Origin of the sequence: Pyxidicoccus sp. MSG2 (assembly GCF_026626705.1) — a bacterium.
Taxonomy (GTDB): Bacteria; Myxococcota; Myxococcia; order Myxococcales; family Myxococcaceae; genus Myxococcus.
The window spans coordinates 12,392,202-12,415,316 of sequence record NZ_JAPNKC010000001.1 but is presented as its reverse complement, the minus strand read 5'-3'; the positions used below and the strand labels follow the sequence as shown (position 1 = coordinate 12,415,316).

The 23,115-nt window shown below is 68.7% G+C and carries 14 protein-coding genes; 7 read left to right on the top strand and 7 right to left on the bottom strand.

Features of this window, described 5'->3' with window-relative positions; genetic code table 11:
- Positions 1-662: 662 nt before the first annotated feature.
- The 4 genes from OV427_RS47235 to OV427_RS47220 all read left to right on the top strand — a co-directional run bounded on the left by OV427_RS47235 (position 663) and on the right by OV427_RS47220 (position 6,339).
- Positions 663-1,616 carry a hypothetical protein gene (locus OV427_RS47235; protein WP_267862830.1) on the top strand — a complete coding sequence of 318 codons (954 nt, stop codon included), beginning with the start codon at positions 663-665 and terminating at the stop codon, positions 1,614-1,616.
- Positions 1,617-1,705: 89 nt separating this feature from the next.
- Positions 1,706-2,857, top strand: a complete 1,152-nt coding sequence (locus tag OV427_RS47230) for an erythromycin esterase family protein (RefSeq protein WP_267862829.1) — start codon at positions 1,706-1,708, stop codon at positions 2,855-2,857.
- A 97-nt stretch (positions 2,858-2,954) separates the two neighbouring features.
- Positions 2,955-5,414 carry an ABC transporter permease gene (locus tag OV427_RS47225; protein WP_267862828.1) on the top strand — a complete coding sequence of 820 codons (2,460 nt, stop codon included), beginning with the start codon at positions 2,955-2,957 and terminating at the stop codon, positions 5,412-5,414.
- Positions 5,415-5,826: 412 nt separating this feature from the next.
- Positions 5,827-6,339, top strand: a complete 513-nt coding sequence (locus OV427_RS47220) for a hypothetical protein (RefSeq protein ID WP_267862827.1) — start codon at positions 5,827-5,829, stop codon at positions 6,337-6,339.
- Between the two features lie 78 nt (positions 6,340-6,417).
- On the opposite strand, the gene OV427_RS47215 is transcribed toward OV427_RS47220, so the two are convergent.
- Positions 6,418-7,188, bottom strand: a complete 771-nt coding sequence (locus OV427_RS47215) for a DNA alkylation repair protein (protein ID WP_267862826.1) — start codon at positions 7,186-7,188, stop codon at positions 6,418-6,420.
- Between the two features lie 156 nt (positions 7,189-7,344).
- Here OV427_RS47215 and OV427_RS47210 point away from each other — a divergent pair, with 156 nt between their 5' ends.
- A complete protein-coding gene (locus OV427_RS47210) occupies positions 7,345-7,476 on the top strand; it encodes a hypothetical protein (RefSeq protein ID WP_267862825.1) in 132 nt (43 codons plus the stop codon).
- A 4-nt stretch (positions 7,477-7,480) separates the two neighbouring features.
- On the opposite strand, the gene OV427_RS50930 is transcribed toward OV427_RS47210, so the two are convergent.
- Positions 7,481-9,901, bottom strand: a complete 2,421-nt coding sequence (locus OV427_RS50930) for a protein kinase domain-containing protein (protein WP_420718337.1) — start codon at positions 9,899-9,901, stop codon at positions 7,481-7,483.
- Between the two features lie 167 nt (positions 9,902-10,068).
- On the opposite strand from OV427_RS50930, the gene OV427_RS47200 reads away from it, so the two are divergent.
- On the top strand, positions 10,069-10,683 hold the full coding sequence (locus OV427_RS47200; protein WP_267862824.1) for a hypothetical protein: 615 nt from the start codon (positions 10,069-10,071) through the stop codon (positions 10,681-10,683).
- 60 nt (positions 10,684-10,743) lie between these two features.
- On the opposite strand, the gene OV427_RS47195 is transcribed toward OV427_RS47200, so the two are convergent.
- The 5 genes from OV427_RS47195 to OV427_RS47175 form a co-directional block, all read right to left on the bottom strand.
- Positions 10,744-12,018 carry an MFS transporter gene (locus OV427_RS47195; RefSeq protein ID WP_267862823.1) on the bottom strand — a complete coding sequence of 425 codons (1,275 nt, stop codon included), beginning with the start codon at positions 12,016-12,018 and terminating at the stop codon, positions 10,744-10,746.
- A gap of 33 nt (positions 12,019-12,051) precedes the next feature.
- Positions 12,052-12,591: a GFA family protein gene (locus OV427_RS47190; protein WP_267862822.1), complete on the bottom strand. Its 540-nt coding sequence runs from the start codon at positions 12,589-12,591 to the stop codon at positions 12,052-12,054.
- Between the two features lie 45 nt (positions 12,592-12,636).
- Entirely contained in the window at positions 12,637-14,868 is a 2,232-nt protein-coding gene (locus tag OV427_RS47185; protein ID WP_267862821.1) for a mucoidy inhibitor MuiA family protein, read from the bottom strand.
- 192 nt (positions 14,869-15,060) lie between these two features.
- Positions 15,061-18,195 (bottom strand): hypothetical protein, encoded by a 3,135-nt coding sequence (locus OV427_RS47180; protein WP_267862820.1) that lies wholly within the window; start codon positions 18,193-18,195, stop codon positions 15,061-15,063.
- A gap of 146 nt (positions 18,196-18,341) precedes the next feature.
- Entirely contained in the window at positions 18,342-18,527 is a 186-nt protein-coding gene (locus tag OV427_RS47175) for a hypothetical protein (RefSeq protein WP_267862819.1), read from the bottom strand.
- Between the two features lie 274 nt (positions 18,528-18,801).
- On the opposite strand from OV427_RS47175, the gene OV427_RS47170 reads away from it, so the two are divergent.
- Positions 18,802-22,980, top strand: coding sequence for an Ig-like domain-containing protein (locus tag OV427_RS47170; RefSeq protein ID WP_267862818.1), 4,179 nt, complete (start codon positions 18,802-18,804; stop codon positions 22,978-22,980).
- Positions 22,981-23,115 lie beyond the last annotated feature (135 nt).

Sequence of the window (23,115 nt, the reverse complement as noted above, 5' to 3'; positions counted from 1 at the left end):
AATGCTTCACAATCCAGGAAATCGCGTTTGTTCCTGGGATTTAGAGTTCCTAACAAAACCGTCCAAGCGCGGTAGCTGCATGAGGTCACAGGCGAGCAGGAGGAGTGCTTCGTGAATGTCGGCCCGCCGCTTGTCACGCATGCGGAAGCGTCGGAGGGGTCGATTCCGGGCCGTGCAATGCGCGGAGAGATACCGTGCTGACGCAGGCCACGGTGGTTGGCACGAGAGGCACGGCCCTTGTCGCCGTACATCTTTTCGGGCCTGCGTCTTGGACGTCCGCTGCGCCCACGGATGGGTGGCACGGCGTCGACCAGCGGCAGCAACTCGTTGACGTCCGGGCGATTGGCCCCTTCAGGCGCACCGCTAACGGGTGTCCTCGGCGGTCCACGAGAAGATGATGCTTGCTACCCGCCTTCGCTCGGTCCATCGGGTTGGGGCCCGTTGCAGCCCCCTTTTCAGCGCACGCTCGCTACCAGGGCGCGGGGATGGCCAGCGCCACGTCCGAGGCCTGTCACCGGGCGTGCGCAGGGGCACGTCATGTCACCGTGATGGGGAAACGGTCAGCGTCACGTCGGAGGCATGCCACCGGGCATGCGGACAGGCGCGCAAACAGAAGGGAAGCAGGCGGCCCTCGGGTAGACTGTCGTTGGGAGGGAGCCAGGGTGGCTGAGAGCTCTACGTACACGGCTGACGACGTCAGGGAGCTCACGTTGCCTGTCGTGCGCGGGCGGCCGGCGGCGTTCGTCGGGGACACGGGCGCCGGCGGGCTGCACCATCTCGTCCACTTCATGCTGAACGCGGTCTACTGGGACGCGCGGCGGGGCGCGTGCCGGGACTTCGCGCTGGAGGTGGGCACGGAGGGGGCCGTTTCCCTCTTCTCCACCGGCCGCTTCGCGCCCCCGGCGGAGTTGGCCGAGGTGGTGCGCGGACGCGGCTTCAGGCAACTGGAGCCCGAGTGGGGCAGGGACAGCATGCTTCGTCGTTGGAGCTGGAGCATCGGCGTGCCCAGCTCCCTCGTGCTCTCGTCCCGCTATGAGGTGGACACATGGGAAGGGACGCGCCAGTGGCACCTGTCCGGAGTCGAGGGGCATTCCACGAGGGAGGCCCGGGAGGTCCAGCCGGCGGAGCCGCTGCCCATCGCCGCCGAGAAGGGCATCCGCATCCGTCTCGTCCCCGATGCCACCCTCTTCGAGACGACGGTGTTCGACGCGGAGAATCTCTCGCGCCGGTGCAGGGAGCTGGCGTTCCTGGTCCCCGGGGTGCGGGCCCACTTCACGGACCACCGGACGGGCGAAAGCACGCGGCTGTACTACGCCGGAGGCGTGGCCGAGCGGCTCTTGGAGCTCACCGCGGACGTGCCGCGCCGCCATCCCGAGCCGCTGGCCTTCGACGTCCAGTGGGAGGGCTTCCGCGTCCGGTGCGCGCTCCAGTGGTGTGAGGCCGAGGGCGACACGTGGTCCTACGCCAACACGGTGCGCATGCACACCAGCAGGAGCTCGTCCTCGAAAAAGTGGAGGCGGCGGGAATCGAAGCCGCCCGACGGGGAGGGTGAGGAATGTGAGCCGCCGCGAGCGTTACCGCGTGGCGGTCCTGCTTCCGAGAAAGTCTGGCCATGAGATACCTCCTGCTCCTGCTCCCCTTGTTGTCGAGCTGTGCCATGTCCTCCCGCGAAATACCGGCGCCAGGAGGAGGGGAGGTCTCCGACATGGACCGGGTTGTCCGCGACCTCTGCGACAAGCGCCTCGCGCTGCTCGGGGAGGAGTCCCACCATGGAAGCGCGAGGACGCTCGCCTTCAAGGTGGAGCTGACCCGCCGGCTCGTGGAGGAGTGCCACTACGACGCCTTCTTCATCGAGTCGGGCATCTACGACTTCCTCCGCATCCAGGAGCGGCTGGCGGCGGGCCAGCCCATCAGCGAGGACATGGTCGCCGCGGCGGTGGGCGGAATGTGGGCGAACCAGGAGGTGGCGCCCCTGATTCCGCTCCTGACCCGGTGGCTCGAGGCGGGAACCCTCGTCGCTGGAGGCATCGATGACCAGGTCAACCGGGGGACCTACGCACAGCGGGAGATGCCGCGTGAGCTCATCCCCGCCCTGGCGGGCCCCAGGCAGGCCGAATGTGGCGCGGAAATCGAGCGTTACATGTCCTGGCGGTACGACGACGCCCACCCGTACACGGTGCAGACAGCGAAGTTCATCCAGGGCTGTTGGAAGGAGCTGGAGTCGGTGCTCTCCAGTCGCGGAGGCGCCGCGACCTCCGGGACGAGGGACCACCTGCGGATGGCTCGCAACCTGGAGCGGTTCTTCGCGCGTCTGGTGGCCGTGATGTCCCGCTCCCCGGCGCCGACCGGAGGTCCCACGGACTGGAGCGATTTCAACGACCGTGACCATTCCATGTTCACGAACCTGGAATGGCACCTGTCCCAGTCACCCACGCCCAGGAAGGCCATCGTCTGGCTTGCCACGATTCATGCGGCCAGGGACCTCCAGCGTCTGGATGATGGCGGCGGACCTCGGATTCCCTTCGGCTCCCATGTCCAGGCGAAGTTCGGGGACCAGTCCTTCGTGCTGGGCTTCTCGGCGCTCGCGGGGAGCTATTCCCTCGCCAGCACGGCGCGCACGTATACCCTCGAGCCCGCGCGCGCCGACTCCCTGGAGGCCTGGGCGTTCTCGGGCCACACCTCGGACACCCGGTATGTGGAGGAGCGTCAGCTTCGTGAGCTCGGGTCCAGGGCGGCCCGTCCCGTGAACTACACGTGGATGACGGCCCCCTGGGCAACGGTCATGGATGGACTGCTCGTGTTCCGGGAGGAAAGGCCGCCGCGCCCGGTGACCCGACAGGCTCCGGCTGGCGAATAGCGGGGGAGAGCGGGAGACTCCGCGCGGCGATGCAATCATCCGACGCCGCGGGCGTAGCCCCCCCGGGCGCCCACTCCGGCGCCGGGAGGATTCTCGCGTGGACATCCACTGGGGTGGATTGCGTCAGACGCTGCGCGCACTGCGGCGCAGCCCGGGGTTCACGCTGGGGTGCATCCTGTTGCTCGCATCGGGCATCGGGGCAAGCACCGCGCTCTTCAGTGTGGTGGAAGGGGTGCTGCTGCGCCCCTTGCCCTATCCACGACCCGAGCGCCTCGTGCAGCTCTCCCAGGTGGCGGCCGACGGCCACTCGATGCGGTTCTCGGACCCCAACTTCGAGGACGTGCAGGCCCGGAGCCGCACCGTCGCGGCGCTGGCCCAGGTCTCGGACACGGCGAGTGTCGCCGTCACCGGCGCAGACGAGCCTGCCTTCGCCACGCTGGCGCTCGCCTCTCGCGACTTCTTCCCCGCCTTCGACGTGCAGCCGGTCCAAGGGCGTCTGTTCGCCAGGGACGAGCAGCAGGCGGGAGGCGCTCCCGTGGTGGTGGTGAGCCAGGCCTTCTGGAAGCGGTACCTGGGCTCGCGGCCGCTTCCCCTGGCTCGAACCCTCACCTTCGAGGGGCGTGCCTACACGGTGGTGGGGGTGATGCCCGAGTCCTTCGACTACCCGGTGGGCACTCAGTTGTGGATTCCACGCGAGCTGGAGGCGCGCCTGCCCAGCCGGACCGCGCACAACTGGCGGGTGGTGGGCCGGCTGGCGGAGGGTGTCACCGTGGCGGCCGCGCGAACGGAGCTGACTGGAATCGCCCGGGAGCTCGCGGAGCTCCACGGCCAGGACACCCGCATGCGTGACATCGCCGTGGTGCCCCTCCGGGAGAGCCTGGTGGGACATGTCCGGCCCACGCTCTACATGCTGTTGGGGGCCGCGGCCTTCCTGCTGCTGGTGGCGGGCGCCAACGTCACCAACCTGCTTCTCGCCCGCGCTGCCTCCCGCGGGCGCGAGCTCGCCGTCCACGTGGCGCTGGGCGCGGGGCCCGGCGCGCTGGTGTGGCGGTTTCTCACGGAGTCGCTGCTGTTGTCGTTGGCGGGGGGAGCGCTCGGAGCCGTGTTCGCCACCTGGAGTGTGAGCGCGTTGCTCGCGCTGGAGCCGGGCCACCTGCCGCGCGTGGGGGAGGTGGAGGTGAACGCCACGGCGCTCCTCTTCGCGCTGGGGCTGTCGCTGCTGCTCGCGATGGGACTGGGACTGGTGACGGCGCTGCGCGCGGCGCGCCAGAGCCCGTGGGCCGCGTTGGTGCAGGCGGGGCGCACGCAGACGGGGGGAGGGGGCGCCGACCGCATGCGCCGTGCCCTGGTCGTGGGGCAGCTCGCGCTCGCGCTGGTCCTGCTGGTGGGGGCGGCGTTGCTCGGACGCAGCATGATGAGCCTGCTCTCGCTGGACCCGGGCTATCGCACCGAGGACGTCGCGGTGGTCGGCCTCGTGCTTCCTCCGGCCGAGGGCACGGCGCAGGGGCTGCGCAACGTCCAACTGCAGGAGCAGCTGCTCACGAGGCTGGGCGCGCTGCCCGGCGTGCGCGCGGTGGGGGCCGTGAGCGTCTTCCCGCTCGAGGGAGGCGAGGGGGGCGATGGCACCTTCCTCGTGCTCAACCGCCCCGACGAGGTGGGAAGCTTCGAGGACTTCGGGCGGCTGGCGAGGGAGCCCGAGCGCACGGGCTCCGCCGAGTTCCGCGTGGCGAGTGAGGGCTACTTCCACGCGCTCGGCATCCCGCGGGTGCGTGGGCGCCTGTTCGATGAGCGCGACACCTTCGATGCGCCGCACGTGGCGGTCATCAGCGAGTCGCTCGCGAAGGCCCGCTGGCCCCACGAGGACCCGCTGGGCAAGCTCATCCAGTTCGGCAACATGGACGGAGACCTGCGTCCCTTCACCATCGTCGGCGTGGTGGCGGACGTGCGCGAGCGCGGCCTGGATGAGAAGCCCAGGCCCATGTTCTATGGCTGCTCCCGGCAGCGGACGCGGGCCTTCTCCCGCTTCCACCTCGCCGTGTACGGCCCGGTGGGCTCCACGGCCCTGGTTGCCGCGGCGCGGCCGGTGCTGCGCGAGCTTGCTCCCGAGTTGCCAATGCGGCTGAGCACGATGGAGAGCCTGCTCACGGGCTCACTGGCCTCGAGACGTTTCAGCCTCCTGCTGCTGGGGGCCTTCGGCGCGGTGGCGTTGCTGCTCTCCGTGGCGGGGCTCGCGGCCGTGGTGTCCTACGCGGTGGCGCAGCGCACGCGGGAGTTCGGCATCCGCTTCGCCCTGGGGGCGACAGCGGGGGACGTGCTGGGGCTGGTGCTCCGCCAGGCGGTGCTGCTCGCGGGGCTCGGGGTGGTGCTCGGCGTGGTGGCGGCGTTGGGGCTGAGCCGTGTGCTCGCGGGGCTCGTGTACGGAGTGAGCACCACGGACCCGCTCGTCCTCGCGGGGGTGGCGCTCCTCCTGCTCTGCGTGGCCCTGCTCGCCAGCTGGCTGCCGGCCCGACGAGCCTCGCGTGTGGACCCGATGTCGGTGCTGCGCTCGGAAGGTTGAACCCTGGCACCAGGGGTTTTCACCACCGAGCGCCGTGGAAGCGCTCGGCCCCGCCGCCCGTCAGGGGCAGTAGGTGCAGTAGAAGAAATCAGAGTGCGAGGCGTACGGCCCGTCCCCGCCCGGGCCCCAACAATCCGTGGTGCAGTCGTCGTGTGTGGGGAGGCTTCCTCTCCTCGACCCGCGACGTCACGCCCGCCAGGGACATCCATGACCCTGTGGATTTCCCGTATCTGTATTGCACCTGCTTCCATGTGGTGAACCGCGCGGCCAGCTCTTTTCAGCCGCGTGGCGGAGAGGTCTCTCGAGAGGTACTCGGCTTGGGGGCAGTGCTGGGACTTGACGCGGAGCGGCCTCTTCATCGAACGGAGGCTGGGCGTTGATGAAGATTCACTCTTGATACTACTGTTACTGGATGGACCTTCGAACGAGCTGGCTCTGGCGCTGTGGAGTCGTCGTGGTGGCCGTGGGACTGGCCGCCTGCAACGCGGGTGAGGTGAGCGAGGAGGGAGGGGAGGGCACCTCGCTCGAATCGGCCGAGTCGTCGCTGGTCTGTGAGGTGTCCCAGACCTGCGCGAGCGGTATCTCCGTCACTTGCAGCTCCGCGTCGGGCGTGTGTACCTCGGGTGCGGACGGCGGCGGTTGGGTGGAGTGTGACGGTGCCCGCACCTACTGCCCGCCGGCCTGTACCTGCGGCACCACGCGCTACACCGCCTCCCGGTATGGCGAGGGTGAGACCTGCGGCGCCGCCGCCTTCCAGGCGCGCGGCTTCCTCTCCGAAATGGTGGCCGCGAAGTGCCCCGCCGGCGGCTGCAACATCTCTGACAGCTTTGGCACCTGTGTGCCGCTTGGCCCCAGTCGCCTGGACGGCTTCCGGATCACCATCACCCGGACCTACTCCTGCAAGGAGCCGGCGAACTGCCAGTAGGCGTCTGTTGCTGCCCCGGCTCCGCGGAAGCGCCGTGGAACCGGGGCAGATGCAGACGCTGCTCCGACATGGCCGAAGTCAGCGCGCCCGCCTCCCGGCGGAGGGCTTCTTTCCCGCGCTCTTGTTCCTGGCCAAAGCGGCCTTCGCCTTCGAGGGTGCCGGCTTTCCTTCTCCGCGCGTCGTCTTCGCCTTTGCGGCCGCCTCCATCGTCTTTCGGGCCGCGGTCTTCTCGCCTTTCCGTAGCGCGAGCGCCGCGGCGATCCACTCCGGCGCGTAGGTCGACGTGCAGCCCTTCGGGATCGGTCGCGGGTCCCACCGGCCGAGGCGCTCGCCGATGGCGATGACCTCCGCGGTGTACGCAGGCAGGTGGAGGCCGATCCAGACCAGGCAGAAGTTGATGCCCTCCTTCACCCGGTACGGTGCATCCGGCAGCTCACGCTCGATGCGCGCGAGCGTCGCGCCAACGTCGAGCTCCGTCGCGAGCCCGCGTGCGATGCGCCCGGCGAGGAGCTTCCATCCTGCGCGGCGAGGGAGCTCCGCGCTGCCTTCCATCCACCGCACCTGCAACGCCTGGGCGATGGGCGCATGCACGAGCACGCGTCCGACGAGCTCGTCGACCAGGGTCGGGTTCGAGAGCGGCTCGAGGAGCCCGCGCGCCTCCTTCTCGGTGAGCGCCGAGGGCTCGAGCAGCATGCACGCGAGGATGCGCGCCTCGTGGTTGCCGGTCGCCCACAGCTCCAGGCCGAGCCCGTGGTTCGTCCCAAGCGCCGCCGCGAGGCCACGGAGCTTGCCGAGCAGCACGCCGAAGACGTTGTCGCCCGCACCGTCGCGCACGTAGCGCTGGCGCACCTTCTCGTCTCCCTGGCTCTCGAGTTGCTTCATCACCTGGGAAAGCGTCATCGGTTTCGGCATTCGGGAACACCTCGGCGGACGATGAGGGGGGACGGCGACGGAAGGGTGGCACGACGGGTGCCGTGGGTGGAGAAGCGCTCGCGGAGGAGCTGGATGCAGTGGCTCAGTGGCGCGGGGCGCTGGCGGGATGCGCGGGTGATGCTCCTGGCCGCCGCGCGCACGCGGAAGGTGAACGTGGAGTTGGCACGTCCGGGGGAGTGGCTGACCTGGCAGGCCCGGACCTGACGGTTTACGGACGTGCCTCGTCGTATCGGCGTATCCGCTCTCGCACTCCCGCTGCCATCGGATGGTTCGGGGGGGCCACCTGGAGGAAGCGGCGGTAATTCCTCGCGCCCTCGCCGATATTGCCCAGGCGGGCCTGGGCCGTCCCTGCCAACAAGAGGCACTCCGTATGATCGGGGACGAGCGTCAGGCAGCTCGTAGCTGTCTTGAGTGCCTCCCTGTAGCCCGTCTCGGACTTCAGCTTCAACGACTCCCTGCTGAGCACGACCAGGCGATCGGCCGCCTCCAACTGGTCGGATTGCACGCCTTGCAGGGGTCTGTCCGGGGCGTCGTCGGCCACTACCGGAACGGCTCTGACCTGCATGTGGCCGTGGTTGTCCGAGGGGTCATCATCAACGAAACCGCACTTCAGCGCTTCAATCCCCCGTACCCGCACCTCCGTACCCTGAACCAGGAGGAACGCAACAGGCCCGCCCGCAGCAGACGCTCTCGCCGGGTGGGGAGGACTCCATTGGACACAGGCAACCCGGCGCACGGGGCCCCGTTTCAATCCATAGATGAACGCCCCCGCCCCCAAGGGCGTCAGCGTCAGGGAATAGGTGGCCGCTCGACTCAGCCCCTCGAGCAGGGCGGCATTCTCCACGGACACCCCCATCGACTCCGGACGGAAGGCGAACTCCTTCTCCGAGCCTGGCCGCGAATTCCAGATCTGGAGCATCTGCTCGGGCGTCGAGTGCTGGGGGGGAAAGCCCAGCGTGAAGAACGAGATGGCCGAGACGCCCCGGAAGCTCTGCGGGGTGTGGGTCACCCGTCCCAGCTCGGCATCTCCGGACACCTGCTCCCCCGAAAGCAGGTAGAGGAGAGGCGGCACGTTCGAGGTAGACGGCTCCTCGATGCTCGGCCGATCTGGGGGCTGGGAGTCGGAGAACTTCGAGACTGAATAGATCACGGCCGGCTTCAGCCCCGAAAAGGCGACGAGGCTTCGCGGCACCAGGATCACATCCCGCTGGGCGTCCAGGCGGAGGGAGATTTCGGAAGGCCGTTCCGCCCCGGCGCCCGCTTCCAGTGCCTCGCTCGCGGAGGTCGTCGTGGTCGCGACAACCTGCTCGGATTGGCTCGGAGCTACAAGCGCAGAGCGCGATTCCGAGTTTGTCTCTCGCAGAGGTTGAGGCGACGACGGGTCATGCCCGACCGGAGGGGCCGAACTCCCATCCAGCATCAGAACAGCGACCACCGCGAGAGTCAGGATGAGGCCTGCTCCGGCCATGAGGCTTCCCCGCGGGAGGCTCGGCGAGCGGACGGGCACCGGTACCGTCTCGAGGTCCTCCCCGGGCGTGGGAACGCCCGGGACCGGGGTCCGCGGCGTCGGCCGTGGGGCGGGCGTCTCCTGGACCTGCTCCCGGGCTGTCGAGGGTGTGGGAGCGGTACTGCGCCAGCGTGCCAGTTCCTCACGGAACGAGGGTGGCACCGGCAGCTCTCGGCCGTCCCGGGCCAGATCCTCCCGGAACAACTCCCGGACGAGGTGCGCCAGGTTCATGGATGAGAACCGGGGGGCGAAGCTGTAGAGGAATCCCGCCAGCGCATCACCGAAGGCGTGGCTGGATTCGAAGCGCGAGTCGAGATCCACCGCCAGCGCGCGCATGACAATCTCATCCAGCTCGGCGGGCAGGTCCTTGCGCAGTTGCCGGGGTGATGGGAAATCACCGCTCGCCAGCCGCATCATCACCGTGTGCTGCGGCCCGGAGACAGGCCTCTGGCCGCAGAGCAATTCGAAGAGCACCACGCCGGTGGCCCAGACGTCGGTGCGCGCGTCCACCTCCTTCCCGCGCGCCTGCTCCGGCGAGAAGAAGAGGTACTTCCCCTTCACCACTCCGGGCTCGGTATTGAAGTTGCGCTGCAAGCGCGCCTTGGCGATGCCGAAGTCGACGATCTTGACCTGGCCCTCGTAGCTGATGAGCACGTTGTCCGGGGAGATGTCCCGGTGGACGATGCCCAGTGGCTGGCCCTTCTCGTCCGTGCGTGTGTGCGCGTAGTGCAGCCCCCGGCACATTTCCAGGGCAATGAGCGTGGCGATGGGAATGGGCAGCGCGGACAAGCCCGTCCGGGCAGCGCGCTTGAGGATGTGGTGGAGCGGCTGGCCGTCCACGAACTCCATGGCCAGGAAGTAGTTGCCGTCCACCTGCCCGAAGTCGAAGACCTGGGCCACGTTGCCGTGCGACAGCGTGGCGGAGATGCGCGCCTCGCTGATGAACATGGAGATGAACGCCTCGTCGTCGGCGAACTCTGGCAACACCTTCTTGATGAGCACGGACTTGGTGACGCCGGCCGCGCCCATCAGCCGGGCGCGCCAGGTCTCCGCCATTCCTCCCCGACCGATAGGGTCCTGCAGCTCGTATCGGCCGAAATGCTTCCCCTGGTCGGTTGCCATTGCTCGCGTATGGTACTGCCCTGGCGGGGTGGTTGCGAATCCCTACCCACGGAGCAGCACCCGGCGGCTGACGATGCGGCCCGGCCCAGGGGTGACGCCGGCAGGGCCTGGGGCAACCGTGCTACTGCTGCACTGGCCAGCGTGTGGACGCTGCGTTATCACGTCGCATGGCCCTCACGCCCCAGCCCTATCCCTCCCTGCCCGGTGCGCGGTTTCAACCCCTGGCACGCGAGCTCGGCTTCGCGCGCTACAATCTGCTCGACGTCAGCTACGACTCGGTCAACTACGAGGACCTGTTCGGCGGCCGCGACGTCGACTTTGTGGTCCACGAAGGCACGCTCACGCTGAGCGGACCGATCTACGTACAGAATGAAGACCCGATGGTTTGCGTCGTCGAAGGCGATCTGATCGTCGACGGCCCGCTGGTGATCCGCGACCTCGACCTCTACGTGCCGCTGTGGATCAAGGGCTCGCTGCTCGCCCGTGATCTCCTGCTCAGCCTCGACGCCCAGGTGTTCATCGAGGGCGACCTCAAGCTGACCGGCAACCTCGTCACGTACGGCACGGACGCGACCCACCTGGTCGTCCACGGCGAGGCGCAGGTCGGCGCATGGCTGCGGCCAGGCCACCGTGGCGCGCTCTACCTCCCGGCATCGATACCCGATCCAATCGAGGGCGAGGCGCTCGCAGTGCGGCTCGCCCCCACGCTCGACCCGCGCGGAAACCTCCCATTGACCTTGTGCGAGCACATACTGGCGGGCCAGCCGCTACTGCGCGACTGACGCGCGCGTAACGGTCAAACGAGTGGGTGGCCCCGTCAGCGGTTGTCCTCGGCCCCTTCGCTACCCTCCCTCCTCCTCCACAGCACCCCCGGAGGCCCGTGCCGGCTGGGCCTCGGGTAGGGCATGCCTGGGCTCGCCGAAGGACATCAGCCGGCGGTGCAGCGGCGCGAGCAGGCCGAGGAGGAGCGCGAGCGCGCCGGTGACCTGCAGGATCCGCTCGATGGAGACCGACTCCGCCAGGGGGCCGAAGAGCAGCATGGACAGCGGCATCAGCGCGGTGGAGAGCATGGTCATCACGCTGAAGACCCGACCCAGGTAGGCCGGCTCCACCTTCTCCTGGAGCATCACCATGGCGGGGGTGTTGTAGAGCGGCATCGCCACGCCGAAGAGCGCCATGAACGCCAGGTACACCCCGAAGTGGGGCACCACGCCGAGGGCCAGGGTGCAGGCCCCCATGATGAGGGTGGAGGCGACGATGGTCCGCATGCGGTTGTCGAAGCCCTTCCACACGGCGAGCGCGGCGCCTCCCAGCATCATGCCCACCGAGAAGACCATCTCGATGGCCGTCAGCCGCCACACCTCGACCCCGAAGCTGCGCGCCGTCTGCAGTGGCGGGAGGAACGCGGCGGGGGTGATGAGCACCAGGATGCCCCCCTGGTAGAGGAAGAACGGCACCAGGTGCGCGTGGCCGCGGATGTACCCGAAGCCGTCGCGAAGCTCCCGCAACTGCGAGGCCCCCTCCTGCACCGGCGCACGGGGGCGCGCCTCCACCCGGACGAAGAAGGCCACGAGGCCGATGGCCAGGGCCGCCGTCACCACGTCCACGTAGAAGAGCACCTGCAGGGGGGCCACGGACATGAGGAAGCCGGCGAGCGCCGGGGCCCCGAGCATGTTGACCGAGGTGAGCGTGCCCTGGATGCCGTTCACCCGCATCAGCTGGTCCTCGGGCACCAGCTGCGGCAGCAGCGCACCCACCGACGGCTGCTGGATGGCGGTGCCCAGGGAGCGCACCGCCGCGGCCAGGAAGAAGAGCCACAGCTCCGTGCCGCGCAGGGTGAACACCACGGCCAGCGCCAGGGTCACCAGCGCAATCAGCGCATCGGCGAGGACGATGAGCTTGCGGCGATCGTACCGGTCGGCCCAGACCCCTGCGAAGGGCGAGAGGAGGAACGTGGGCAGGAAGCCGGCCACGATGTAGAGCGTCATCATGACGCTCGAGCGCGTCTGCAGCGTCACCTGCCACAAGAGCGCGTACTGCACCAGGGATGAGCCGAGCAGCGAGAGGGCCTGGCTGCCCAGGAAGAGGGCCGTGTTGCGCTTCCAGGAGGCGTGCATGTCGGGACTGTAGCCGTGATCCTGGCGTCGACGTCAGATACGGAGAGTCCCGTTGACGAAGGCGATCTTCGGGCTCCGAAAGCCCATGGCGACCCACGCGCCCAGGAGCTTGATGAAGAATGAGACGGATTGCCGCCTGGCGTTCGGGACGTCATCGGGAAGCGCCGAGCCGGCCGGAAGGTCACCTGTCATCGTCCGCATCTCGAGCGGGGGCAGCGTTCCAACGGGCCAGAGACAGCCATAGAGACTGAGCCAGTGGCCGTTCTCGAATTCGAGGAACACCGGCGTGTTGCAACAGCTGGCCACGACCCGGCGGGTCTTGGCGTCGGGCGTGAGGCGGAACTCCTTGAGAAGGTCGGTGCCTTCGAGAAAGCGGACGCGATCCTTGCGGTAGAGCACGAAGCGCGTCGCGCCGTGCTTTTCCAGGACCGGCGGGGCCGCGGTGAGGGACTGCATCCTGGTGCCGGCCGCACGGCAGCTGTTGCAACAGCACTCGGCGCTGAGGATGGGCGCTCCCTCCACCTGGAGATGCACCTGTCCGCAAATGCAGCCGAGCCGAGGGGTCTGGGTCATGGACGCGCTTTCTTCTCGTGAGGGTAGCCGAAGAGGAGCGGTTTCTCACGGGCGCTGGGTCAGGCGCCAGTGCCGCGGACGTCGCAGGGTGTATTCGAAGGACACGGTGCTCTTGCTGGTGGGCGGCACCACCAGGTCCCACTGCAGCTCGCCCTTCTTCTCGTCCTGGCGGGCGGCGGGCGAGGTACGCACCAGCTTCACCTCCACCTTGCCGTCCTGGCTGAGGGGCCACTGGTCCACCACGCGCACCTGCATGGGGAACGGATAGGGATTGAGCACCTCCCGCGTGACTTCATAGGTGTTGAGGTCGTCCTTGGAGATGAAGCCCTCACTGGCCTGCACCAGGCGCACGTTGCGGGCGGTGCGCACGGCGGGGTCGACGCCGAGCGGCAGGGTGAAGGACTCGCCAGGGACGACGAGCTTCAGCACCGCGGTGCCGGCCGGGTCTGCCCCGACGAAGAGGGCGGCGTCGCCGCCCGGCAGCACGGTGCGCGACGGGCTCTTGAGCTGGGCGACGAGGAAGGCGTCCTCCGCGAGGGCGGGGAAGACGTGGCGTTCCACCTGCACGGGCCAGGACTCGATGAGGAGGGGGACGACGCGCTCGCCCTGGCCGCTGCGCACCGTCTCCGGACGCGGCGCGGTGAAGGCCAGGTCGTAGCCGCCGGCGAGCGAGGCGGGCAGGTCCTCCGACAGCCGTGGCGGCTGCCAGCCGGGCGGCGGCGCGAGGCCCACGTAGGAGTCCACGCCGGGCTCGGGCGAGACCGCACCGCCGCTCGAGAGGCCATCCACCGTCTCGGCCAGCGACTCAAAGGAGCGGGCCGCGCCTCCCTTGCCGCCCGGACGCGCCACTGCGATGCGCTTGATGAACTCCTCGTCCACGGCGACGCCCGTGGTCGTGGAGCCCACGTCGATGCTCGATGCAGTGCCGGTGACTTCCACGGTCTCATCGTGCGACTCGGGGAGCAGGTTCGCGTTGACGCGGATGGTGCGGTTGGGGCGCAACTGGACGTCGGCCCGGGCGTAGGGCCGGAACTGCTCCACCTCGAACCTCAGGGTGTAGACGCCAGGAGGAAGGGACGGGATGCGGTAGTTGCCCTGCGCGTCCGTCACCACGGTCTGCTCGCCCTGTAGACCAGGCGAGGTCGCGGTGACGACGGCGTCGGGCACGGGCTGCCGGCTCAGGGAGTCGACGACGGTACCCACAAAGGTGCTGCTGGCATCTCCGCTCTGGGATGGGCGGGAGATCCGCTCCGGGGAGGACTCGGGCGTCCCGGAGGACGGCGTCTGCGCGGCCTCGGAAGGGAATGGCCTGCCCGCGCGCGTCAGGAGCTGTTGGCGCAGCGAGAACACCGGGTCCGGTTCGGGTGCGCGCGAGGGCAGGGGTGGAGGTGCGCTGGCGCGCTCTTCCTGCCTTCGTGGCTCGGGGATGAAGCGCTCCAGGGTGCCGAGCTTCCACGTGGCGAACCGGGGCAGCGACGTGGCGGTGGAGGGCAGGGCGGTGCTGAGCGTGAGCTTCGCGCCCTCCCAGTTCTCGCCCGTGTCCTGGCTGACGCGGCCGGAGAAGGCCACCTGCACGCGCTGCTTCTCCGGCTGGAGCTGGAGCTCGTAGCGCGGGTACCAGCGGACACGCTGGGGGACGAGATACGAGAGCTGCACCTTCGTGAGCCCCGTGCCGGAGAGGGTGACGGCCACCTCGATGCCCGGCTTCCGGGGCCACGTGCCGAGCTGGCCCGCCTCTTCGAGTCGCTTCCCGCGCTGGTCCTTCAGCGCGAGCGCCCGGTCCTCCAGCTCAAGCATGCGCGCCTCCAGCTTCGCGGCGGTGTCGACGAGGAAGCCGGCGGACGCGCTCCACGTCGCGGCCGGGGAGGGCGGCCGCTCGCCGGTGGCGGGGTTCATCGAGTACGGGTTGACCTTCGGATGCACCTGGCGAAGCGCTTCGAGCTGGAGCCCCACGGCGGCGCGCTCGGCCTCGGCGCGGGCGAGGTCGTCATCCAGCGTGTCCAGCGCGTCGAGCAGCTTGCGCGCCTCCTGCTGGGGGAAGGGCGGGGCGTCGGCGGGGCGCACGTCCACCGAGGAGACCTCGGCGCCCTGGGCCTCGACGCGGATGGAGTCGGGGTCCACGAAGTCCGGCAGCCGGGGCAGCTCCACCCGCTGGGTGCCGGAGACGGTGAGGGTGGCGGTCCGCACCACGCGGGCCCTGTCGCTGTAGACGGTGACGGCGCTGATGGGCGCTTCGGTGGTGGCGTGGAGCAGGCTCGGGAGTCCGAGAAGAAGCATGGCGCCATGCTATCCAGTGGGGCGCGGGGGCATCTTCACGGAGCCATCATGGTGCGCGCACGAAAGGCTCATTCCTTCGAGCGCGCTCGACGTCAGCCATGACAGGGACGGCGTTGGCGAGGGAAGAAGACCCACGGCCCGATGGGTCTCACCACCGGGCCGTCGGTTCCGACCAGACGTCGGCTTCCTACCTCATTGCCACCGGTACACGGCGACGTCGTCGTTGCTGAAGTAGCGCGTCAGGCACGCCGACTGCGGCGAGCACAGCACCTCGCCCGTGCCGGTGTTCATGTAGAGCTGCGAGGGCGTGAACGGCAGCGTCACCGTGCGCGTGCCCGCGGTCTTCACGTGAACCATGAGCGTGTTGCCGCGTGCTTCGACGATGTCGCCGGGAGCCGTGAACAGTGTCACACCCGCATCACTCGCGAACTGGCGATAGAGCTCGCTGGTGAGACCCGGCGAGGCCGAGTGGATCACCGTGTAGCTGCCGCCAGTGACGGTGAAGACCTTCTTCGCGAGCGCGGGCTTCGCCGTGTCGTAGATGTACGACCCGAGGTTGGTCGACGTCCCATCGAAATAGAACCACGGGGTCAACGGGTACTCGAGACCGTAGTTGGTGCTGGCCGTGATCGTCGGATCGACCTGCAGCGTCGGGAGCGTGCCGGTCCCCAGATTCGTCGTGATGCCCGTCAGGTTCGTGATGTTGCTCACCGAGGGGGCGACATCGCCGTTGAGGTAACCTGCCCCCTGGATGAAGAGCAGCGTCTTGCCCGCGACCTTCAGCTTGTTCGCGATCGCCGTGCGGTTTTCCGTCGTCACATTGAAGGCGTTGAGGAAGATTGCCAGCTTGATGCTCGACGCCGGGAAATTGGCACTCTGCAGGTCGTCGAGGCGGTAGATGCGGAACGGTGCACCGATGCGCGCAATCGTGTCGAGGGCACTGCCATACACCCTGTTCGCGTAGTCGTAGCTCGACTCACCCGCCGGGTTGATGGCGGGCATGTACGCTGGCGACAGGTCGTCGACGATGACCGCAACCTGCGGTGTCACCGGGTTGGTCACGTTCGTCGATACGCGGTTCGCCTGCGCCACGATGTCGGCGAGCGCGTCCCACAGCTGATCGGTCTCGTTCGGGTAGGCAGCATCTCCGAACCAACCGCCAGTGAGATCGAGCCAGTAGAGGCCGTTGCCGTGGATCGCGGTCGCAATCGCATTGCGGCGGAGAACCGCTTGGGTCTTCGCAACCGTGTTGGCGAACTTGTAGCCGGCAGATGCGGGCGCCAGGACCGTGCGGGTATCGTCCTCGTGGATCCACAGCTTGCTGTAGTTGTTCGGCGAGTCCATTGGCCCCTGCGGGATGAACGGCTGGCCCGTATCGCGCCCCCACGCGTAGCTGAGCGGCGCCGCAATCGCGTCAATCGAGCTGCTGGCGAGAAGCGTCTTCAGCCCGAGGTGACCGCTGGCCGGCAGGTTCCACTCACGACCGAACAAGTAGCCATAGAACGCGACGGTCAGGATGCGGTTTCCGGTGAGCGTCTTGGCGGTGCTGCACAGGTCGCGGATCGCGCTCGCGATACGAATCGACTGGTGCTGGTTGAAGTACGCCGCGCGCTTGGAGTTGATGTTCGTCGGGTCGAGCACGAAGTTCGGAAGCGTTGAACCGTTGGCGGCGCCGCCGTTGCGTTCGGCGAGGGTCGGAACGCGACAGCCCGTCACGAGATCGCTCGGGAGTCCGCTCCACGCGCAGAATTCCGAGCTCGCCGCGTTGGTGACCGTTGGATAGTAGAAATTCGCCATGCTCGCGACCGACCACGGCAGGCCGGACGAACCACCCGCGGGGATGCCGCCGGCAGCCAGTGGCTCGAGAAACCACTCACCGCTCGAAAGGAAGGTCGGCATGAATCCGACGACCTTGCCCTGGTAGTTCTGGTCGATATGCCCGAGCACGTTCTGGATCTCGGTGCTCGCCGCAGTGATCCATGCCGCGTTGACATCAGGAAGCGTCTGGTTTTCGTATGCGCCCGCCATGTTCACACCGCGGAGGAGCTCGCTGCTCGGCGCTTCGATGAACCACCGGACCAGGAGGTACGGTGGATGCGCCATCGCGTTGAGGTGCGAGATGAGCTGGTTCAGGAAGTACGTCTGCGTATTGAGGAGGTGTACCTCGACGATGGGAACCGCACCGGCAACGCCGTACAAATGCGAATCCATCGCCGCGAGTTGCGTGTCGAAGTCGCTCCAATTGCCGTTCCCGACGTCGGTCGTCTGCGCGTTGAGTGCGAGGAAGAGCGGAACGCCCTCGGTGCAGGTGCCGCCGCCCTGCGGGCAGATGCGAACCTTCTTGCGCTCGGAGTCGGAGGTGACGGTCACGGTCGGGCCGCTCCAGCCACCACCAGGGCACGAGGCCGTGAAGCTCTGCGAGGTCGCGTTCGGACCGACGCTCACGGTGCGCGAGGTCGGTGAGAACGTGCAGCCCGACTTCGACGGCGTCACCGTATACGTGCCCGTCGGTAGCGAGCTGAGCGTATAATCTCCGCCCGAACCCGTGGTCGTCGAGTAGCCGCCGGTGGCGGTGAGGGTCGCCGACGCGGTGCCCGCGTTGCCCGAGATCGAATAGGTGCTCGTACCGCCGCAATTGATCGTGAAGTTCTTACCCAGACCGTCAGGCGCGACAGTGACCGCCATCGACGACGGGGAGAACGTGCAACCACCCTTCGACGGCGTGACCGTCCACGTGTTCGGAACGAGGCTATAGATCGTATAGTTGCCGCTTGCGTCGGACACGGCCGAACGCGGGCCGACCGACACGGTGACGCTGGCCGCACCCACGTTGCCGCTGATTTTGTAGTAGGTGAATGACGGCGAGCCGAGCATCGGGTGGGGACCGACGTCGTTGTCGTTGAGCGCGTAGCCGTAGAGCGAGTGCGTACCGTACTGCCAGCGCGGGTCGTCCGGGATGTCCCAATGCCAGCCGTGCATCGTCGTGCCGCCGCAGACGTTGACGACGTCCGGCCGTGAGAGATTGGCCGATACACCTCCCGCGATGACTCCTGTCGCGTAGGTGCCGTCCATGTAGAAGTGCATCGTGATTGGCGACGCCCATCCGTCGGGATCGCACGTCCAGCCGTCGCTGAAGTACCGGCTCGTCGATACGTTCGCCCAGATACCCTCATGGTTGCCGATCGGCGCGGTCGGCCCGATCGCCTGGCTCACGACACCGGTGACACCCTCATTCTGTTTCACGCTGTCACCCGGTTCGACGTCAACCCGGCAACCTGTCGCCACCAGGACGGTGAATGCGGCTACCATCGTCCACACTGTTCGCATGTTTTGTATCCTCCACTCGGTGGCGGCCCGTCTATTGGGCGTCACTCGGGATGTCAACGGTCGAGGCTTGAGACAGAGCGCCTGTTCAGCTGGCCGAGGTGCCAACGAGCATCCGAGCTTCGCAATCTCAAAAGACAGTCATCCCCTCATGCGGGTCGCCCGTGCGCACCGCGCTGGAGCAGCCAGGCGGAGCCGAGAAACAGTGCGACGAAGCCAGCGTTGAGCGCCAGGAGCTCGAGCATCTGCGAGTCGCCGCCCATCGAGGAGGACTCTCGTTTGAGATCGCGTCTGGCTCGCTCAAGCTTGTCGAAGACCGGGTCGATCTTCGTCACCTTCTCCGCGATGATCCCCCAGTTGTACGCCGCTGGGCGCCAGCTAAATCGCCCCGGATGTGCCCGCCTTGGGGCGATACCACTTCACCCAGGGCCGGTCCGGGCGCGACGCAACCGGCGAGCGGGCGCGGCGATAATCCCGCCACGAATACCCCCTCCACGAATTCCCCCCACCCAGGCAGTTCCCGCCGGCCCTGGAGAGAGCAGTCTCCGGGGGCCGTGGCCTTTCGCGCGCGCACGGCCTGTCGCACGTCACCCCTGAAGGACCCACCCCATGCATTCCCCTCCGCCGGAGCGGCCCGTCCGCTCCCTCTTCACGTCGCGTCCGGGCCTCATCGGTGCGCTCGCCTGCGTCCTCCTCACCGCCTGCGTCGCACCTTCCGGCAGCCCCGAGCCCATCGAAGCGCCCGGGGCCACCACCGTGCGACAGGCGCTCGCTTGCAGCGGGGGAGGCAGCATCGACCAGCACGCCGCGCAGTGCGACGGCACGGGGAAGCTCCTCTCCTGGGCGCCACCCACGAACCCGGGCTCCGCCGCCGCGTATGACTACGTGCTGGACCTGAACCAGAACTACCTGCTCGCGCTGCCCGATCTGTCCAACCTCACGAACCCGTCGGTGCCCAAGCCCGCCTACTACGCACACTCGTACCTGTGCAGCGGCACGGCGCCCGGGTGTTCTCCCGCCGGCGCGCCGGTGGGCTGGCCCCACAACCCCGCGGGCCTGAACGCGATGCTCATCGAGTCCGGCCTCGCGTACTCGCCCTACAAGAACGACCCGCGCCTGCGGAACGCCGCGCTGGCGCTGCTGGACTGGCACCTGGCGCACGGAATGACGGCCGTGGGGGACCACTGGTCGCAGGTGCCCTACGCGAGCGGCGCCAGCGGCACGTTGACGTACGCCGGCACGCAGGCGGGCAGTTCGGTGGGAGTAGGGGACGGCGTGGGCTACCTCCAGCCGGAGAAGGTGGGCGCGCTCGCATGGGCCGCCGTCCAGGCCTTCAAGTTCAATGGCAACACGGCCTACCGCGACATGGCCATCAACGCGGCAAACCAGCTCACCAGCCACCTGCGCACCCCGAGCGCCACCGTGTCGCCGTGGCCCTACCGCGTGCGGGCCTCCGACAACGCCGTGCGCACCGGCGCGAACATCGTCGACAACCAAGCGTCCAACGTCGTCGAGCCCCTCAAGCTCTTCCAGGAGCTCATCCGGCTGGGCCAGGCGGGCGCCCTGGACGGCGCACCCGGCTACACCCCCACGCGGCTGTCCCAATGGCAGAGCACCCAGGCCACGGTCCTCGCGTGGCTGCTCGGAGCCAACGGCCCCATCGCGACGCAGAACTGGACCCAGTACTTCGAGGACGTGGGCTCGGACGCCACCAACAACCTGAACCAGCTCGTCCCCGGGGAGACGGCCAAGTTCCTCATGGACAACCCCACCCTGGACCCGAGCTGGCAGTCGCACGTGCAGAACATCATCGCCTTCATCGAGACGAACTTCGGGGACACGCTCGAGTTCGGCGCGCGGCCCATCAAGGAGCAGTACGCCTTCCACTACAAGATGGGCAGCCACACCGCGCGCTACGCCGCGGTGAATGCTCGCTACGCGGAGCTCACCGGGGATGCGGCGGCGAAGGACAAGGCCTTCCGCGCGTTCAACTGGGCCACGTACATGGTGCGCAACAGCGGGCTGACCATCGACGGGCCGTACCCCAACAACGTCTGGTTCACGGATGGCTGGGGGGACTTCATCCGTCACTTCGTCATCGGCATGGGCGCGCAGCCGGACTGGGCGCCCGCCGGACAGAACCACCTGCTGCGCTCCACCTCCGTCGTGAAGAGCGTCACCTACGGGCCCGGCAACGAGGTCCGCTACACCACCTACGACGCCAGCGCGACGGAGGTGCTCCGCCTCGCCTTCGTGCCCTCGACGGTGACGGTGGGTGGCACCGCCCTCTCCCAGCGCACGGACCTGGCCGCGGACGGGTGGACCTTCGACACCGGCAACAACGCGCTCCGCATCCGCCACTCGACCAGCGGGGTCATCGTCATCTCCGGGGCGCCTCCCACCGCCCCCACCGTCGCCATCACCACGCCCTCCACCGGGCAGAACTTCACCGCGCCCGCGACGCTCAGCCTGGGCGCAACGGCCACCGCCAGTACGGGCCGCACGGTTGCCAGCGTCACGTTCCGCGCGGGCGCCACCGTGCTCTGCACCGTGAACGCCCCGGTCTCCAACCCCGTCACCTGCACGGCCACGAGCAGCCTGGGCAATGGCAGCCACTCCGTGAGCGCGGAGGCGGTGGACAACCAGGGAGAGAGCGGCTCCGCGTCGGTGGCCATCACGGTCGCTGGCCCGCCCACGGTCAGCATCCTCAGCCCCACCTCCGGCGCCACGTTGCCCACGGGGAGCATGACGCTCAGCGCCTCGGCCAGCGCGGGCGCGGGGCGGACCCTCACGCGCGTGGAGTTCTTCCAGGGCACCACGTCGCTCTGCTTCACGACCACCGGCACGGGCTGCACCTGGAACGCGACGGCCGGCACGTATTCCAACGTCTTCGCCCGTGCGACCGACAATGGCAACCCGGCGCTCGTCACGAACTCCGCGCCGGTGAGCTTCACGGTGAGCCCGTCCGTGGGCGGCGTGCGGCTCGTGGGTGTCGACACCGTGGGGACGCAGAACGACTTCGACAATGGCGGCTCGGTGAACGCCTTCCAGTACACCGCCGTCGCGACGGGGACGCTGGGGACGCTCAAGGTCTTCGCGGCGCCGGGCAATGCCAATGCCTCGCTGTCCATGGGCGTCTACAGCGATGCCTCGGGCGCTCCGGGCACCTTGCTTTCCTCCTGCACCACCACCGTGGTGGACCCGCTGCCGTTGGTGACGGGCCAGTGGTACGGCTGCACCGCCTCGCCGCAGGTGACGCTCACTACGGGCACCGTCTACTGGCTGGCCCTGCTGGGCGTGAACGGGGGAGGGGTGTTCCGCTACATGGACCTGCCCACCGGCTCCATGCGCTACTCGCCCACGGGCCTCTCTGCGCTGCCAGGCCCCACGTTCGGCACCTCCACCGTGTACGCGGGCGCGTCCAGCGCTTCGATGTATGGCCTCTCCGCGGGCAGCTCCACCGCGCCGACGGTGTCCATCACCCAGCCGGCCGCCAACGCCAACTTCACCGCGCCCGCCAACCTGAACCTCCAGGCCACCGCCACGGCGGGACCGGGCCGCACGCTCACGAAGGTCGAGTTCTTCGACAACGGCACGGTGCTGCTCTGCACCGTGAGTGCACCCACCACGACGTCCGTGAGCTGCGGGGTCAGCTCGCTCCAGGACGGCGCGCACAGCGTGACGGCGAAGGCCACCGACGACACGCTCCAGGTCACCACCTCCGCCGCGGTGCCCCTGACGTTGTCCAACCCGCCCACGGTGAGCCTCACCTCGCCCGTCGCCAATGCCACGTACACGGCGCCAGCCCCCGTGCCGCTCGCGGCGACGGCCACCGCGGGTCATGGCAGGAGCATCGCGCGGGTGGACTTCTACGCGGACGGCACGTCGCTCATCTGCTCCGGCAACACCAGCCCCTACAGCTGCACCTGGAGCAATCCCTCCCAGGGAAGCCACACGGTGAGCGCCGTGGCCGTGGACACCGGCAACCCCGCCGCCAGTACCAATTCCGGCACCGTTTCCATCACCGTGAACAGTGCCGCCACCGCGCCCGCGGCGCCCACCGGGCTGGCGGCCACGGCGGTGTCGTCGGGGCAGATCGACCTGACGTGGACCGATGCCTCGACCAACGAGAGCGGTTTCCAGGTCGAGCGGGCGCCGGACGTCGCCGGGGCCCCGGGCACCTTCGCCCAGGTCGGGACGCCGGGTGCCAACGTGACGACGTTCAGTGACACGGGCCTGGCCGCGAGCACGCGCTACTGGTACCGGGTCCGGGCCACGAACGCCGTGGGAAGCTCGGCCTTCACGGCCAACGCCAGCGCGACGACCCTCGCCGCGCCCACGGCCCTCGTCGGGAACAGCACCGTGCTGACGACGTCCGACTTCGAGCACGCGGGCGTCGCGGCCGCGTTCAACTACGTGGCGAGCGCCACCGGCAACGTCACGCGTCTGCGCATCTACGTGGATGGACAGACGGCGGCCACCACGCTCCAGCTCGGCCTGTATGCGAATGGGAGCGGGACGCCCGGCGCGCTGCTGCGCAGCTGCACCGTCGCGACAGTCACTCCCGGCGCGTGGAACGTCTGTACCGTCACGTCACAGGCGGTGACGTCGGGCACGACGTACTGGCTGGCCGTCCTCAGCCCCACCGGCGGGGGAGACATCTACTGGCGACAGACCAGCGGCACCGGTTCCTACAAGGTGCAGCCGGGCCTCGCGACGCTGCCCTCCACCTGGTCCGGCACCGGCGGCTACCCGGGCAGCAATATGTCCGCCTACGCCGGCAACTGAGCCGCCGTAGCGCTGCCTTTAGAATCCGGCCGACAACGGGCCCTTGCTCTGGACGCGCGGGTGATCGGAGTCTCGGCCCCGTGTGAGAGCTCGGGAGCCGGGGTAGGCTCGATCTTTCCCGTCGCCCGGAGTGCC

What these genes read in the sequence shown, in the direction of transcription:
- OV427_RS47230 (WP_267862829.1), top strand. Translation starts at nt 1,706, where the DNA reads ATGGACCGGGTTGTCCGCGACCTCTGCGACAAGCGCCTCGCGCTGCTC.
- OV427_RS47220 (WP_267862827.1), top strand. Translation starts at nt 5,827, where the DNA reads ATGGACCTTCGAACGAGCTGGCTCTGGCGCTGTGGAGTCGTCGTGGTG.
- OV427_RS47210 (WP_267862825.1), top strand. Translation starts at nt 7,345, where the DNA reads ATGCAGTGGCTCAGTGGCGCGGGGCGCTGGCGGGATGCGCGGGTGATG.
- OV427_RS50930 (WP_420718337.1), bottom strand. Translation starts at nt 9,901, where the DNA reads ATGGCAACCGACCAGGGGAAGCATTTCGGCCGATACGAGCTGCAGGAC.
- OV427_RS47200 (WP_267862824.1), top strand. Translation starts at nt 10,069, where the DNA reads ATGGCCCTCACGCCCCAGCCCTATCCCTCCCTGCCCGGTGCGCGGTTT.
- OV427_RS47195 (WP_267862823.1), bottom strand. Translation starts at nt 12,018, where the DNA reads ATGCACGCCTCCTGGAAGCGCAACACGGCCCTCTTCCTGGGCAGCCAG.
- OV427_RS47190 (WP_267862822.1), bottom strand. Translation starts at nt 12,591, where the DNA reads ATGACCCAGACCCCTCGGCTCGGCTGCATTTGCGGACAGGTGCATCTC.
- OV427_RS47185 (WP_267862821.1), bottom strand. Translation starts at nt 14,868, where the DNA reads ATGCTTCTTCTCGGACTCCCGAGCCTGCTCCACGCCACCACCGAAGCG.
- OV427_RS47180 (WP_267862820.1), bottom strand. Translation starts at nt 18,195, where the DNA reads ATGCGAACAGTGTGGACGATGGTAGCCGCATTCACCGTCCTGGTGGCG.
- OV427_RS47170 (WP_267862818.1), top strand. Translation starts at nt 18,802, where the DNA reads ATGCATTCCCCTCCGCCGGAGCGGCCCGTCCGCTCCCTCTTCACGTCG.